Annotated in this window: 17 protein-coding genes; 7 read left to right on the top strand and 10 right to left on the bottom strand. The window is 50.7% G+C overall.

Annotated features, from left to right (window positions below; all coding sequences use genetic code 11):
- Positions 1–185: 185 nt before the first annotated feature.
- From LG381_RS17865 to mdtH, 7 genes are all read right to left on the bottom strand, one after another.
- Entirely contained in the window at positions 186–299 is a 114-nt protein-coding gene (locus LG381_RS17865) for a YceO family protein (RefSeq protein WP_001253424.1), read from the bottom strand.
- A gap of 46 nt (positions 300–345) precedes the next feature.
- Positions 346–1464 carry an N-methyl-L-tryptophan oxidase gene (gene solA, locus LG381_RS17860; RefSeq protein ID WP_000872755.1) on the bottom strand — a complete coding sequence of 373 codons (1119 nt, stop codon included), beginning with the start codon at positions 1462–1464 and terminating at the stop codon, positions 346–348.
- 114 nt (positions 1465–1578) lie between these two features.
- Positions 1579–1833 carry a biofilm formation regulator BssS gene (gene bssS, locus LG381_RS17855; RefSeq protein ID WP_000414435.1) on the bottom strand — a complete coding sequence of 85 codons (255 nt, stop codon included), beginning with the start codon at positions 1831–1833 and terminating at the stop codon, positions 1579–1581.
- Positions 1834–2109: 276 nt separating this feature from the next.
- The gene (gene dinI, locus LG381_RS17850; protein ID WP_001217767.1) at positions 2110–2355 is read right to left on the bottom strand and encodes a DNA damage-inducible protein I; all 246 of its coding nucleotides are present in this window, start codon (positions 2353–2355) and stop codon (positions 2110–2112) included.
- A gap of 73 nt (positions 2356–2428) precedes the next feature.
- Positions 2429–3475 (bottom strand): dihydroorotase, encoded by a 1047-nt coding sequence (gene pyrC / locus LG381_RS17845; RefSeq protein ID WP_225762716.1) that lies wholly within the window; start codon positions 3473–3475, stop codon positions 2429–2431.
- Between the two features lie 105 nt (positions 3476–3580).
- The gene (locus LG381_RS17840; protein ID WP_010345626.1) at positions 3581–4141 is read right to left on the bottom strand and encodes a lipoprotein; all 561 of its coding nucleotides are present in this window, start codon (positions 4139–4141) and stop codon (positions 3581–3583) included.
- A gap of 171 nt (positions 4142–4312) precedes the next feature.
- Positions 4313–5521 carry a multidrug efflux MFS transporter MdtH gene (gene mdtH / locus LG381_RS17835; RefSeq protein ID WP_000092224.1) on the bottom strand — a complete coding sequence of 403 codons (1209 nt, stop codon included), beginning with the start codon at positions 5519–5521 and terminating at the stop codon, positions 4313–4315.
- A 235-nt stretch (positions 5522–5756) separates the two neighbouring features.
- On the opposite strand from mdtH, the gene rimJ reads away from it, so the two are divergent.
- The 4 genes from rimJ (at position 5757) to murJ (ending at position 9569) form a co-directional block, all read left to right on the top strand.
- Entirely contained in the window at positions 5757–6341 is a 585-nt protein-coding gene (gene rimJ, locus LG381_RS17830) for a ribosomal protein S5-alanine N-acetyltransferase (RefSeq protein WP_000468197.1), read from the top strand.
- 10 nt (positions 6342–6351) lie between these two features.
- On the top strand, positions 6352–6999 hold the full coding sequence (locus LG381_RS17825; protein WP_032225436.1) for a YceH family protein: 648 nt from the start codon (positions 6352–6354) through the stop codon (positions 6997–6999).
- A 1-nt stretch (position 7000) separates the two neighbouring features.
- Positions 7001–7924, top strand: a complete 924-nt coding sequence (locus LG381_RS17820; RefSeq protein WP_000736172.1) for a Gfo/Idh/MocA family protein — start codon at positions 7001–7003, stop codon at positions 7922–7924.
- A 109-nt stretch (positions 7925–8033) separates the two neighbouring features.
- Positions 8034–9569 carry a murein biosynthesis integral membrane protein MurJ gene (murJ, locus tag LG381_RS17815; protein WP_225762715.1) on the top strand — a complete coding sequence of 512 codons (1536 nt, stop codon included), beginning with the start codon at positions 8034–8036 and terminating at the stop codon, positions 9567–9569.
- Positions 9570–9608: 39 nt separating this feature from the next.
- On the opposite strand, the gene flgN is transcribed toward murJ, so the two are convergent.
- The 3 genes from flgN to flgA form a co-directional block, all read right to left on the bottom strand.
- Entirely contained in the window at positions 9609–10025 is a 417-nt protein-coding gene (flgN, locus tag LG381_RS17810; RefSeq protein ID WP_225762714.1) for a flagella biosynthesis chaperone FlgN, read from the bottom strand.
- A gap of 4 nt (positions 10026–10029) precedes the next feature.
- A complete protein-coding gene (gene flgM / locus LG381_RS17805; RefSeq protein WP_000020870.1) occupies positions 10030–10323 on the bottom strand; it encodes a flagellar biosynthesis anti-sigma factor FlgM in 294 nt (97 codons plus the stop codon).
- 75 nt (positions 10324–10398) lie between these two features.
- Positions 10399–11058: a flagellar basal body P-ring formation chaperone FlgA gene (gene flgA, locus LG381_RS17800; RefSeq protein WP_000880636.1), complete on the bottom strand. Its 660-nt coding sequence runs from the start codon at positions 11056–11058 to the stop codon at positions 10399–10401.
- Between the two features lie 153 nt (positions 11059–11211).
- Here flgA and flgB point away from each other — a divergent pair, with 153 nt between their 5' ends.
- From flgB to flgD, 3 genes are read left to right on the top strand one after another with little or no spacing between them, the layout of a single operon-like run.
- Positions 11212–11628 (top strand): flagellar basal body rod protein FlgB, encoded by a 417-nt coding sequence (gene flgB / locus LG381_RS17795; RefSeq protein ID WP_000884706.1) that lies wholly within the window; start codon positions 11212–11214, stop codon positions 11626–11628.
- Positions 11629–11631: 3 nt separating this feature from the next.
- A complete protein-coding gene (flgC, locus tag LG381_RS17790; RefSeq protein ID WP_001196460.1) occupies positions 11632–12036 on the top strand; it encodes a flagellar basal body rod protein FlgC in 405 nt (134 codons plus the stop codon).
- 11 nt (positions 12037–12047) lie between these two features.
- The gene (gene flgD, locus LG381_RS17785; RefSeq protein ID WP_225762713.1) at positions 12048–12743 is read left to right on the top strand and encodes a flagellar hook assembly protein FlgD; all 696 of its coding nucleotides are present in this window, start codon (positions 12048–12050) and stop codon (positions 12741–12743) included.
- The last annotated feature ends 3 nt before the right edge of the window (positions 12744–12746 follow it).

Raw genomic sequence — 12746 nt, 5'->3', positions numbered from 1 at the left:
TCAAATGATATTTATTTTTATTTCAATAATTTTGATTTAATAATGAAAGAATCTTCATAAGTTTAGTGGTTTCAGGATGAGGTATGTCTGGGGAATGAAGTTAAGAGAGACATAAGCTTATTCAATTTTTCACACCAAATGAAAGAGAGATTAAGTTTTTGTCAATTTATGTCAGTGCTGCGTGGTTAAAAATAAATCACGTAGATCAGATCCATAATGGCCAATAATCCCCACAGAAAAAGATAAAGCATCAGATGCTCGCGAATATTATTGATGAGATAGTTCAACAGCCGACGCATTAAATACTCCTGTAAAAACGGCCTCATTTTGAGGCCGTGATGATGATTATTTGAAGCGGGAAAGTCTGAATGGCGTCAAATCAAAATCGCTATTTATACCTTGCGCAAAATCGGCGGCTATTTCCCCTAATACCGATGCAAATTTAAATCCGTGACCACTCAGGCCGGTAATCAGCAGCGTATTATCGTGACCGGGCAGGGTGTCGATAATAAAATCTTCATCAGGCGAATTATCGTAGGTACAGGCAGCTCCGTACAGGCAGCAACCAATGCCCGGCAGTATGCTACGTAAGAAGGGAAATGCTTCAGAACCGTCACTGGCGATTTCAGCAAACGGAACGCGTTCATCCGCTGAATGAATCACCTGACCACCATTATGTTTTCCAATTTTCAGAGCGTCATTTTCGGCGGGAAAGCCGTAATACTGATCGCCATTGGGCAGTTCTCCGGTAAAGGCCGGAAATTTATTTTTCACGCTATAACGACCATCGGCCTGATACCAGGCGAACACTTTGCGTACTGGCTGGACAGGCAGTTCTGGCAGCAGGTCTTTTACCCAGGTTCCCGCGCAGACGATCGCTTTTTTCGCCTGATACTCGCCGTCAGCTGTTTCAATAGTTACGCCGTCATCGTCATGACGAATTGCGGTGACCGGGCAGTTGAACAGTTGGGCACAGCCAGCTTCCTTCGCCAGTTGGATCCAGGTTTTAATTGCCAGTTCGCTGCGCAGAAAGCCAGAATCAGCCTCAAACAAGCCGATGTAATTGTCAGGGACGCGTATTTCAGGCCAGCGAGCCATAATGGTTTGCGCATCCAGTTTTTCGACGTTGAGTTGCCATTGTTCCGCGCTGTGGGCGACATTGGCGAGGAATTCGGAGTCGGCTGGGCCGAGGTTAATGACGCCAGAGCGCACAAAAATGGGGTCTTCTTCGTTGTAACGGGAGAGTTCATCCCACAGGGTTTGCGCGCGAAGTACCAACGGAACATACTTTTCACCTTCACCATAAGCATGGCGAATTAATCGTGTATCACCGTGGTGGCTGCCGTGTTGGTGCGGCGGCATATGGGCGTCGGTCATCAGCACTTTCAAACCGGCCCGAGTGGCATAATACCCGGCTGCAGCGCCTACGGAGCCGCTGCCAATAATGATGAGATCGTATTTCATTTTTTTCTCTCTGCTCTCATGGTTTAAGCAGAGTAATTAAGTGAATGCAGATATACAACCCAGAAATAGTAAAGGCACCAATCTGGTGCCTTTTGGGTGGATGGTCATGTCAAGTTAATGACGACGATACTCATTTACATGGAAATCACCAGATTCAATTTTGGCGATTCCTGCTTCTAATATCGAAATAAATTGTCTGGCAACATCAGTAGTTAACCAGAGTGTCTGACCAACTTCAGTCCCTTCCTGCTCGGACTTATTTGGGGTCTGGTAGTGCAAACGCAACATCAGAGCATCATAGCTATCAACGGTGCTGATGTCCCACCCTACGAGCGGATGAGTCTGAATGACTTCATTGTTTTTTTCCATCATGGCCCCCTAATTCGTGTTACTAGACAACGTTATTCGAGGTTCAATGCATTTTTATCTGAAGCAACTTCAGTATACCAATAAGTAAGGGTATCCACAGAATTTTTAAAGGGGGAAAGAGATATTTTTTTGTTTTTAAGATTTATATGAACAATAAAACAGCATGTCATTCATATTTTTTTAGCATATCGTGCAATTATTTTGAGGAAGTGTAGAAATTTTGTGCTGAAAATAAAAAAGCCGGGGCGACCCGGCAAAAACAAACATTACTGCATATTATTCGCTAACGAACCAGTCATCTGCGCTTTCCCATGTTTCTTGCAGAATTTCGCTAATGCGCTGTTTATCTTCTTTTGTTGCGCCAATAACCGATAAATTATTAGCTGCGGCATAACGAACAGAAACATGACCTTCGTTATCAGGAAACGCATATTGAATACGGCGGGAAAGTTCAACTGCCAGAGCGTCAATGGCTCCGGCAGGTAATGGAGAAGTTTTCGCTATGGTGACTTCAATTCTCATAATAGCCCCCTGTTTAATATACTGGTTATTTATACAGGTAAAATAACCTAATGACAACAGGGAACTACGTTTTTTATTGTTTAACTGTCCAGCGTACTGTTTCTCCGGCCAGGAATGGCACCAACGTGTCGTCAGTCAGAGCGATGCTTTCAGCCACTTTCTGCTCTTCGCGTACCAGTTCAATAAACGATTCGTTGACTGGCAAACCATAGAACTGCGGGCCGTTTAAAGAACAGAATGCTTCAAAGTGCTGTAACGCATTCATTTCTTCAAAGACAGTGGCGTAACTGCCCAGCGCCGTTGGGGCATTAAAACAGCCGGCACAACCGCAGCTACTCTCTTTGCGATGACGCGCATGTGGCGCGGAGTCAGTCCCAAGGAAAACGCGACTAAAGCCACTGGCGACCAGTTCACGCAGCGCCTGTTGATGCACATTACGTTTGAGAATGGGCAGGCAGTACAGATGCGGACGTATGCCACCAACCAGCATATGGTTACGGTTAAACATCAAATGCTGGGGTGTAATGGTAGCAGCCAGCAGTTCATTACCGTCACGAATATATTCAGCGGCATCTTTCGTAGTGATGTGCTCAAAAACCACTTTCAGCCCAGCCAGACGTTGGCGTAGTGGCTCCATAACAGTTTCAATAAAGCGCGCTTCACGGTCAAAAATGTCGATGTCGGCGTGTGTCACCTCCCCGTGTACCAGCAGTGGCATACCCATTTTTTCCATTCGCTCCAGTACGGGCATGATAGCGTCAACCGACGTCACGCCGTGGCTGGAGTTGGTGGTCGCGTTTGCTGGGTAAAGTTTTGCAGCGGTGAACACGCCTTCGTTAAACCCTCGCTCCAGTTCGTCTGCATCCAGTGAATCAGTTAGGTAGCAGGTCATCAGCGGGGTGAAGTCGTGCCCGGCAGGGACGGCGTCAATAATACGTTGACGATAAGCCACGGCAGCTTCAACGGTCGTCACGGGCGGTGCCAGATTGGGCATAACGATGGCCCGACCATAGGTTTGGCTGGTATACGGCACGACAGTTTTTAACATGTCGCCATCGCGGAGGTGAAGGTGCCAGTCGTCTGGGCGGCGGATCTTTAATACCTGGGATGGTGCAGTCATTAATCTCTATGCTCCGGCTGAAGGGATGTTTTTGCCGGACACAAAGGATAAGCGGAAACGTTTTCCTTTGCACGAAAAATAAAGGGCGCGAATGCGCCCTCGTGTTTAATCAGTAAACGGAATGACAATTTCGCCAGGTTTCACCTCAATGCCTTTCGCCAGTTTTTTCGCCATTGCTTCACCTTTGCTGCCATCTTCGCGCAGAATGTAAGCCGGTTGCTGGTTAAAGTAGTTGCGTAATGCCTGATTCAAATAGGGGAGCAACGTTTGCATGACTGTCTGCATTTTTTCCGGTTGTACCGTCGCATCGACCACTTCCATTTCCTTCAGGAAGATAGCGCCTTTTTCTTTATCGAAAACCGGCAGTGCTTTCAGTTTTAGTTTCATGGTCGCTTTCTGGCTGCCGAACAGGGAGTTCATATCCAGATTTGCATCCCCGGTTAAGGTTATCTTATTCGGCTCTTCGCGACCAATTTGGCTGGCCAGGTTTGTCAGAACAATATGGGCATCCGCTACGCCGGGCAAACCGATATCTTTCGAGAAATTATTATGTTTCTCAAGTGACTGGTTAATTTCTTGTTCGCTAATCGTGTACTGGGTGAGTTGATTACAGCCAACGAGCAGGCCGCTGACGAGCAATGCAGCGGCAAATAAAAACTTGTTCATGGTAGTCCTCGACATGAAATCTGCGTCAATATCCTGACACAACGCAGCATGTGCCACCAGCGTTAAACTCGCCAGCAGAAAAAACTGAATTCTGCGGCGGCAGGTAATAACAAGCTGTTAAGGCGCGTCAGGTTGACAGGGCGAGCAATGGTAACAGAAAGCATCGCGTTTTCAGGCGTCACGTTCCAGCAACCGACGCGCCGCGCGTTTCTGGCTAAATTGCCAACCCAGCGCAAGGAAGGTGATTATGCCAATAATGCCCAACATCATCCACGGTAACTCTGGTTGTTGTGCCGACTTTCCCAGATCAAACAGCCAACCGCCGCCGATATAGCCAATAGCGCCGCCAATGGCCAGACCCAGACGGCTAAAACCCATATAGCTGCCGCGTGCTCGCGCATCCGCCAGCGAGGCGCTTAAGGTTTCACGCGCAGGTTCGGCAATGATCGAACCGATATAAAACAGACAAATCAGGGTGAAAAGTTGTTGCAGGCTGCTGACCATGCCCACCGGCATCATGCTTAATGACATTATCAACAACCCAGCCATCAACCGGTGTTCCAGACGAAAGCGCCTTTCGCTCCAGCGAGCGATAGGGTAGAGCAAGGTTAAGGAGAGACATGCTTCAATGGCATACATCCATTTAACGGCAGAGGGCGCTCCGGCGACGTCGTTGACCATAATCGGCAGCATCAACATCACCTGAACGGCAAGCATGTAGTAGCCCGCCAGCGTCAGGACGTAGGTGACAAAACGTTTATCACGCATCACGCGAGCCATGCCTTCGCGGACTGGCGTGCGCACGGTAGAGAGTTTCCATGCCGGTAACAACCAGGCATTAAACGCTGCACACAGTACAAATAGAATCGCCCCTGTGGCGCAGACCAGGCGGAAATCATATTGCAACAGCCAGCTTCCCAACAAAGCGCCAATGACCGCACCGGCACTGTCCTGCATCATCAACAACGAGAAAAAGCGCCCACGTTGCTGCGGGCGAATCAATTTGACCACCAGCGCCGAACGCGGCGGATCGAAAAGAGTGCCGCCAAGACCTGAGAGAAGGCAGGAAAACCACAGTAACCAAGGCTCCTGGGCGATGCCCATAGTGGCGAATCCGGCGGCGCGCATCAGCATACCGGTGACAATCATTGGTTTAGCGCCAAAGCGGTCGGCAATTGCGCCGCCAAAAATACCCAACCCTTGCTGAATGAACTGACGCAGACCGAGGGCAATACCGACCATCACGGCGGCCCAGCCCATTTGATCAACGAAGCGGATGGAGATCAGCGGGAAGACAACAAAGAACCCCAGCACGACCAGCATATTATCGATGAGCAGGAAATATTTACCCAGGTTCCTCGCCTGCGACACGCGCGACATTTCCCCTCCCGGGAAATAAAAGATGAGCACTTTCTATTCTGCATGGTCGCTAATACTTTTCCCACAATTCCCGGGACAATATTTTTTTATCGAAAGCCCTCTTTGATAGAGAGTTTTTATCAAATATGTGAATAATGCAGGAAATGGCATTTTGGACTTTTCACAGGCTCTGGTTGCGCAGGTATAGTAATACTTACAGCGTATTAAAGACGTTACGGGAAGGAGTAGGTATAGAATGTTTGGCTATCGCAGTAACGTGCCAAAAGTGCGCTTAACCACGGACCGACTGGTCGTGCGTCTGGTGCATGATCGTGATGCCTGGCGGCTGGCGGATTATTACGCAGAGAATCGCCATTTCCTCAAGCCCTGGGAGCCAGTGCGCGACGAAAGCCACTGCTATCCTTCAGGCTGGCAGGCCAGGTTAAGCATGATTAATGAATTTCATAAACAAGGTTCTGCATTCTATTTTGGGTTGTTCGACCCGGATGAGAAAGAGATTATTGGCGTTGCCAATTTTTCTAATGTGGTGCGAGGATCTTTTCATGCCTGCTATCTCGGTTATTCGATTGGGCAAAAATGGCAGGGCAAAGGGCTAATGTTTGAAGCCCTGACCGCCGCCATTCGTTATATGCAGCGCACCCAACATATTCATCGCATTATGGCCAACTATATGCCGCACAATAAACGCAGCGGTGATTTACTTGCGCGACTGGGTTTTGAAAAAGAAGGCTATGCGAAAGACTATCTGTTGATTGATGGACAATGGCGCGATCACGTACTGACGGCATTAACCACCCCAGACTGGACGCCCGGCCGCTAAGGAGAATCTCATGAAATATCAACTTACTGCACTGGAAGCCCGCGTGATTGGCTGCTTGCTGGAAAAACAGGTGACAACGCCGGAGCAATATCCGCTTTCTGTAAATGGTGTAGTAACGGCCTGTAATCAGAAAACGAACCGTGAACCGGTAATGAATCTGAGTGAATCCGAGGTGCAGGAGCAGCTGGATAATCTGGTCAAACGTCATTATTTACGCACGGTGAGCGGTTTTGGTAATCGGGTCACCAAATATGAGCAACGCTTTTGTAATTCAGAATTTGGCGATCTGAAACTGAGTGCCGCAGAAGTGGCGTTGATAACCACTTTGTTGTTACGCGGTGCCCAGACGCCAGGCGAATTGCGCAGCCGCGCGGCGCGGATGTATGAATTTAGCGATATGGCGGAAGTGGAGTCCACGCTGGAACAACTGGCTAATCGTGAAGACGGGCCTTTTGTGGTTCGCCTGGCTCGTGAACCGGGTAAACGTGAAAGCCGTTATATGCATCTTTTCAGCGGTGAGGTTGAGGATCAGCCGGTGTTAACGGAGCCGTCGAACGCGGTTGACGGCGATTTACAGGCTCGTGTCGAAGCACTGGAAATCGAAGTGGCAGAACTGAAACAGCGTCTTGATTCATTGCTGGCCCATCTGGGAGATTAAAGTGAAAAAATTACGTATCGGCGTAGTGGGATTAGGCGGCATCGCGCAAAAAGCGTGGTTACCGGTGCTGGCGGCAGCATCAGACTGGACGTTACAAGGCGCGTGGTCGCCAACGCGTGAGAAAGCCCTGCCAGTTTGTGAAAGCTGGCGCATTCCCTACGCTGATTCGTTATCCAGCCTCGCCGCCAGTTGCGATGCGGTTTTCGTGCATTCAAGCACTGCCAGCCACTTTGAGGTTGTCAGTGCGCTGTTAAATGCGGGGGTGCATGTTTGTGTTGATAAACCGCTGGCGGAAAATCTGCGTGATGCCGAGCGGCTGGTGGAACTGGCAGCACGGAAAAAACTCACCCTGATGGTCGGTTTTAACCGCCGTTTCGCACCGCTCTACTGTGAGTTAAAAACGCAACTCGCTACGGCGGCCTCGCTAAGAATGGATAAGCATCGTAGCAATAGTGTCGGGCCGCACGATCTTTATTTCACGTTGCTGGATGATTATCTGCATGTGGTGGATACCGCGCTGTGGTTGTCTGGCGGCAAAGCCTCTCTGGATGGCGGCACACTACTGACTAACGACGCTGGCGAAATGCTATTTGCCGAGCACCATTTTTCTGCGGGTTCTTTGCAGATTACCACCAGTATGCATCGCCGTGCCGGAAGTCAGCGTGAAGCCGTGCAGGCCGTGACTGACGGTGCGCTCATCGACATTACGGATATGCGTGAATGGCGTGAGGAGCGCGGGCAGGGGGTAGTGCATAAACCGATTCCAGGCTGGCAGAGTACCCTTGAGCAGCGTGGATTTGTTGGTTGCGCACGTCACTTCATTGAATGCGTGCAAAATCAGACAGTTCCGCAAACCGCCGGTGAACAGGCTGTGCTGGCGCAGCGCATCGTTGACAAGATCTGGCGCGACGCGATGAGTGAATAAACCCTGTAACATCTGGCGGTAGCAATTCACCATAATCCAGGTAGACTATTCGCCTCTTTCAGCGCCTGCCTTGCAGGCGTTTTGCCCGTGGGTCTGGATTAGAACACCGATGAATTTATTAAAATCGCTGGCCGCCGTCAGCTCGATGACCATGTTTTCGCGTGTGCTTGGCTTCGCACGTGACGCAATTGTCGCCAGAATCTTTGGCGCAGGGATGGCAACCGACGCCTTTTTTGTCGCTTTTAAACTTCCTAACTTGTTGCGCCGTATTTTTGCTGAAGGGGCATTTTCCCAGGCATTTGTACCGATTCTGGCGGAATATAAAAGCAAGCAGGGTGAAGACGCCACGCGGGTCTTTGTCTCTTATGTTTCTGGTCTGCTGACACTCGCGCTGGCGGTTGTGACGGTTGCCGGGATGCTCGCCGCGCCATGGGTAATCATGGTGACCGCGCCGGGCTTTGCTGATACTGCCGACAAATTTGCCCTGACTACCCAGCTATTACAGATTACTTTTCCCTATATTTTGCTGATCTCCCTGGCGTCGCTGGTGGGGGCGATTCTCAATACCTGGAACCGTTTTTCGATTCCGGCATTTGCCCCGACGTTACTTAACATCAACATGATTGGTTTTGCGCTGTTTGCCGCGCCGTACTTTAATCCGCCTGTGCTGGCGCTGGCGTGGGCTGTAACGGTGGGCGGTATCCTGCAACTGGTTTATCAGCTACCGCACCTGAAGAAGATAGGCATGTTGGTTTTGCCACGCATTAACTTCCACGATGCGGGTGCGATGCGCGTGGTGAAACAGATGGGACCGGCGATTCTTGGCGTCTCTGTCAGTCAGATCTCCTTGATCATTAACACCATTTTTGCCTCGTTTTTGGCATCCGGTTCTGTGTCCTGGATGTATTACGCCGACCGTTTAATGGAGTTCCCGTCTGGCGTACTGGGCGTGGCGCTGGGCACCATTTTGCTACCGTCGCTGTCGAAAAGTTTTGCCAGCGGCAATCACGATGAATACAACCGCTTGATGGACTGGGGGCTGCGTCTTTGTTTCTTGCTGGCGCTGCCAAGCGCGGTGGCGCTGGGTATCCTTTCCGGGCCGTTGACCGTTTCACTGTTTCAATACGGTAAATTTACCGCCTTTGATGCGCTGATGACCCAGCGGGCGTTAATTGCTTACTCGGTGGGTTTGATTGGCCTGATTGTGGTGAAAGTGCTGGCTCCGGGCTTTTATTCCCGCCAGGACATTAAAACACCGGTAAAAATAGCCATCGTCACGCTGATCCTGACGCAATTGATGAACCTGGCGTTTATCGGCCCGTTGAAACATGCCGGATTGTCGCTTTCCATTGGTCTGGCGGCTTGCCTGAATGCTTCGCTGCTGTACTGGCAGTTGCGTAAGCAGAAAATCTTCACCCCGCAGCCCGGCTGGACTGCGTTTCTGTTGCGTTTGTTGGTAGCCGTATTGGTGATGTCAGGCGTGCTGTTAGGTATGTTACACATCATGCCAGAGTGGTCATTGGGCACTATGCCCTGGCGCTTACTACGCTTGATGGCGGTTGTTGTTGCGGGGATCGCGGCATACTTTGCCGCGCTGGCGGTGCTGGGCTTCAAAGTTAAAGAGTTTGCCCGTCGGACGGTGTAATAATGCGTTCCGGCCTGCATTGCAGGCCGGAGAAAATCTTCAGATAGATATCTTTTTACTGCCGCGATGGGACGTTGAGGTTTGACCGTTAGCCCCGTACAGCGTCGGTTCCTGATGCGGTTTCAGCATCTCCAGCGCCTGTTGATTGCGCTCAATCTGTCCTTCCAGAAGCCAGCCGTTATGTTGATTTAACTGGCGCAGTTGCTGCGTTTTCACGGTAATTTCCTGCCATCGCTGTGCGATCTCGTCGCTGTTTACAGTATCCAGTGTTTGCCGACGTAACTGCTCAAGGTAATCCAGCGTTGCCAGCAGTGAGCTTTTTTGTTCTGTAGTCCATTGCAACTGGCTGCCGTTGATCTGCCCCATAGAGAGATGTTGTTGCTCTTGATCCATCACCATTTTAAGCTCGTTAAGCACTGCGGACATCTGGTCGAGGATCTCTGCAAGACGCGTCATAAGCCTATTTACTCAGTAAGTCTTGTTGTACTTCGCTGATCAGCGCGTCGGCAATTTTGCCGATATCCATTTTTAGCTCACCGTTACGAATCGCCTGTCTCAACGCTTCTACGCGTTCAAGATTGATATCACTGCTGCCTGGCTGCATCAATTTTGCCTGCGCATCGCTTAACGTGACGTTGGTGCTGGTGGCTGCGGTCGTTTTAGTCGAGCGGGTATTGGCTACCGGCGCGTCAGTGTTTTCGCGTGGCTGAACGGTGCTTACGGGCTTCAGAGGTGAAGTGCGGTCAATACTCATGGTTTATTCCTCATTGAGGGCGCTTTTATCATTTGTTGCTTATTTATCGGCAATAGTCGGTCAATCTTTAACAGCTTACAGGTTTATAAGAATATTCCCATCAGCATCCACCACGCCACTGACCACCTGACCCGACACCATGCGGACACGGGCATTTTGCGCGACGGCGGCATTGTTCAGTGCCTGACCTTCAGCATTGGCGCTGAATCCCTCCCCGCTGGCAATCACATTGACGCGTTGACCGGCTTTGACTCGCCAGGCCTGGCGCAGCATGGTTAGCTGTACAGGCTGTTCGGGCGCCAGATCGCGCAGGCTGACGGCATCAACAAGTTGATTGACATCCAGCACAGTACGCGGCGGTAAGGTATCCAGCCGTCCGCGTTTTAGTTTGACACTGCCAGATTCCAGTTTTCCCCCACGCACAACGGGCATCGCAGCAACCACATAATTTCCCGTGGCCTGCACATTAACCTGCAAATATCGTTTGTCGTTGCCGCAGCGCGCCAGCACATTCACATTGCCCCACAGGCGGGAATTGCTGGTCATCGACAGCAATGGCTGTTCACACGGAGGCAGTAAATGGGGCGCAGTACGAATAGAGACCCGGACTTCATCACTCAGTCCTGCCAGTTGTGCGGCAAAAAAGGTTTGCAATTGTGATGTGAGATCGCCAGCCGCACTCAGCGGACTGAACAGTATCGCGATGATCGCCATACAACGCTTCATTGCCAGCATTTTCACCTCCAGCCATTTCTACAGGCCAAATTGTACCCGCGCGCTGTGACCATCAACGGCATAAATAGCGACCCATTTTGCGTTTATTCCGCCGATAACGCACGCGTAAAGCCTTTAAGCTGACGGCAGAATTTTGATACCTGCGGAGGAGATATGCTCGATAAGCTCGACGCCGCCTTACGTTTTCAACAAGAGGCGCTCAATCTGCGCGCCCAGCGTCAGGAAGTGCTGGCGGCAAATATCGCCAATGCTGATACCCCTGGTTATCAGGCGCGCGATATAGATTTTGCCAGTGAACTTAAAAAAGTGATGCAGCGTGGACGAGATGAAACCAGCGTGGTTGCGCTGACCATGACCTCAACGCAACACATTCCGGCGCAGGCGCTGACGCCTCCTTCCACAGAACTGCAATACCGTATTCCGGATCAGCCTTCGCTGGACGGCAATACCGTCGATATGGATCGCGAACGTACCCAGTTTGCCGATAACAGCCTGCAATACCAGATGAGCCTTAGTGCGTTGAGTGGGCAAATCAAAGGCATGATGAACGTTTTACAGAGCGGAAATTAACGGATGGCACTGCTGAATATTTTTGATATCGCCGGATCGGCGTTAACTGCTCAGTCCCAGCGTCTGAACGTGGCGGCCAGTAATCTGGCTAATGCCGACAGTGTGACTGGCCCAGACGGACAACCTTATCGGGCAAAACAGGTGGTGTTCCAGGTGAACGCCGCGCCAGGCGCTGCTACGGGCGGCGTAAAGGTTGCCGATGTTATTGAAAGTCAGGCTCCGGACAAACTGGTTTATGAGCCGGGTAATCCGCTGGCGGACGCGAAGGGCTACGTGAAAATGCCAAACGTTGATGTTGTCGGGGAGATGGTTAACACCATGTCGGCGTCGCGCAGCTATCAGGCCAACGTGGAAGTGCTTAACACGGTGAAAAGCATGATGCTGAAAACCCTCACGCTCGGTCAATAAAGGAGAAAGCCATGTCCATTGCGGTAACCACCACCGATCCGACAAATACCGGCGTCAGCTCTACCAGCAGTAGTTCGATCACGGGCAGTAACGCCGCAGATTTACAAAGCAGTTTTCTGACCTTGCTGGTGGCACAACTAAAAAACCAGGACCCGACCAATCCAATGGAAAACAACGAGCTGACGTCGCAACTGGCGCAAATCAGCACGGTCAGTGGGATTGAAAAACTCAATACTACGCTCGGTTCGATTTCCGGGCAGATAGACAACAGTCAGTCGCTACAGGCCAGTAACCTGATTGGTCACGGTGTGATGATCCCCGGCACCACTATTCTTGCCGGAACCGGCAGTGAAGAAGGTGCGGTAACCACGACCACACCGTTCGGTGTTGAACTGCAACAGGCGGCAGACAAAGTCACTGCCACTATCACTGATAAAAACGGCGCGGTTGTGCGCACTATTGATATCGGTGAACTGACCGCCGGCGTCCACAGTTTCACCTGGGACGGTACGTTAACTGATGGCACAACCGCTCCAAATGGTTCTTATAACGTGGCGATTAGCGCCAGTAATGGTGGTACGCAGTTAGTGGCTCAACCGCTGCAGTTTGCTCTGGTACAGGGCGTGATTCGCGGCAACAACGGGAATACGCTGGATCTTGGTACTTACGGCACCACCACGCTCGACGAAGTACGGCAGATAATCTAAGCC

Source organism: Escherichia sp. Marseille-Q3837 (assembly GCF_916618735.1).
In the GTDB taxonomy this organism is placed as follows: domain Bacteria; phylum Pseudomonadota; class Gammaproteobacteria; order Enterobacterales; family Enterobacteriaceae; genus Escherichia; species Escherichia ruysiae.
The sequence above is the reverse complement of the archived record's forward strand: the minus strand, read 5'-3'. Positions and strand labels throughout refer to the sequence as shown.

Bases quoted from the DNA above. Each gene is read 5' to 3' on its own strand.
- LG381_RS17865 (WP_001253424.1), bottom strand. From the start codon at position 299: ATGCGTCGGCTGTTGAACTATCTCATCAATAATATTCGCGAGCATCTG.
- solA (WP_000872755.1), bottom strand. From the start codon at position 1,464: ATGAAATACGATCTCATCATTATTGGCAGCGGCTCCGTAGGCGCTGCA.
- bssS (WP_000414435.1), bottom strand. From the start codon at position 1,833: ATGGAAAAAAACAATGAAGTCATTCAGACTCATCCGCTCGTAGGGTGG.
- dinI (WP_001217767.1), bottom strand. From the start codon at position 2,355: ATGAGAATTGAAGTCACCATAGCGAAAACTTCTCCATTACCTGCCGGA.
- pyrC (WP_225762716.1), bottom strand. From the start codon at position 3,475: ATGACTGCACCATCCCAGGTATTAAAGATCCGCCGCCCAGACGACTGG.
- LG381_RS17840 (WP_010345626.1), bottom strand. From the start codon at position 4,141: ATGAACAAGTTTTTATTTGCCGCTGCATTGCTCGTCAGCGGCCTGCTC.
- mdtH (WP_000092224.1), bottom strand. From the start codon at position 5,521: ATGTCGCGCGTGTCGCAGGCGAGGAACCTGGGTAAATATTTCCTGCTC.
- rimJ (WP_000468197.1), top strand. From the start codon at position 5,757: ATGTTTGGCTATCGCAGTAACGTGCCAAAAGTGCGCTTAACCACGGAC.
- LG381_RS17825 (WP_032225436.1), top strand. From the start codon at position 6,352: ATGAAATATCAACTTACTGCACTGGAAGCCCGCGTGATTGGCTGCTTG.
- murJ (WP_225762715.1), top strand. From the start codon at position 8,034: ATGAATTTATTAAAATCGCTGGCCGCCGTCAGCTCGATGACCATGTTT.
- flgN (WP_225762714.1), bottom strand. From the start codon at position 10,025: ATGACGCGTCTTGCAGAGATCCTCGACCAGATGTCCGCAGTGCTTAAC.
- flgM (WP_000020870.1), bottom strand. From the start codon at position 10,323: ATGAGTATTGACCGCACTTCACCTCTGAAGCCCGTAAGCACCGTTCAG.
- flgA (WP_000880636.1), bottom strand. From the start codon at position 11,058: ATGCTGGCAATGAAGCGTTGTATGGCGATCATCGCGATACTGTTCAGT.
- flgB (WP_000884706.1), top strand. From the start codon at position 11,212: ATGCTCGATAAGCTCGACGCCGCCTTACGTTTTCAACAAGAGGCGCTC.
- flgC (WP_001196460.1), top strand. From the start codon at position 11,632: ATGGCACTGCTGAATATTTTTGATATCGCCGGATCGGCGTTAACTGCT.
- flgD (WP_225762713.1), top strand. From the start codon at position 12,048: ATGTCCATTGCGGTAACCACCACCGATCCGACAAATACCGGCGTCAGC.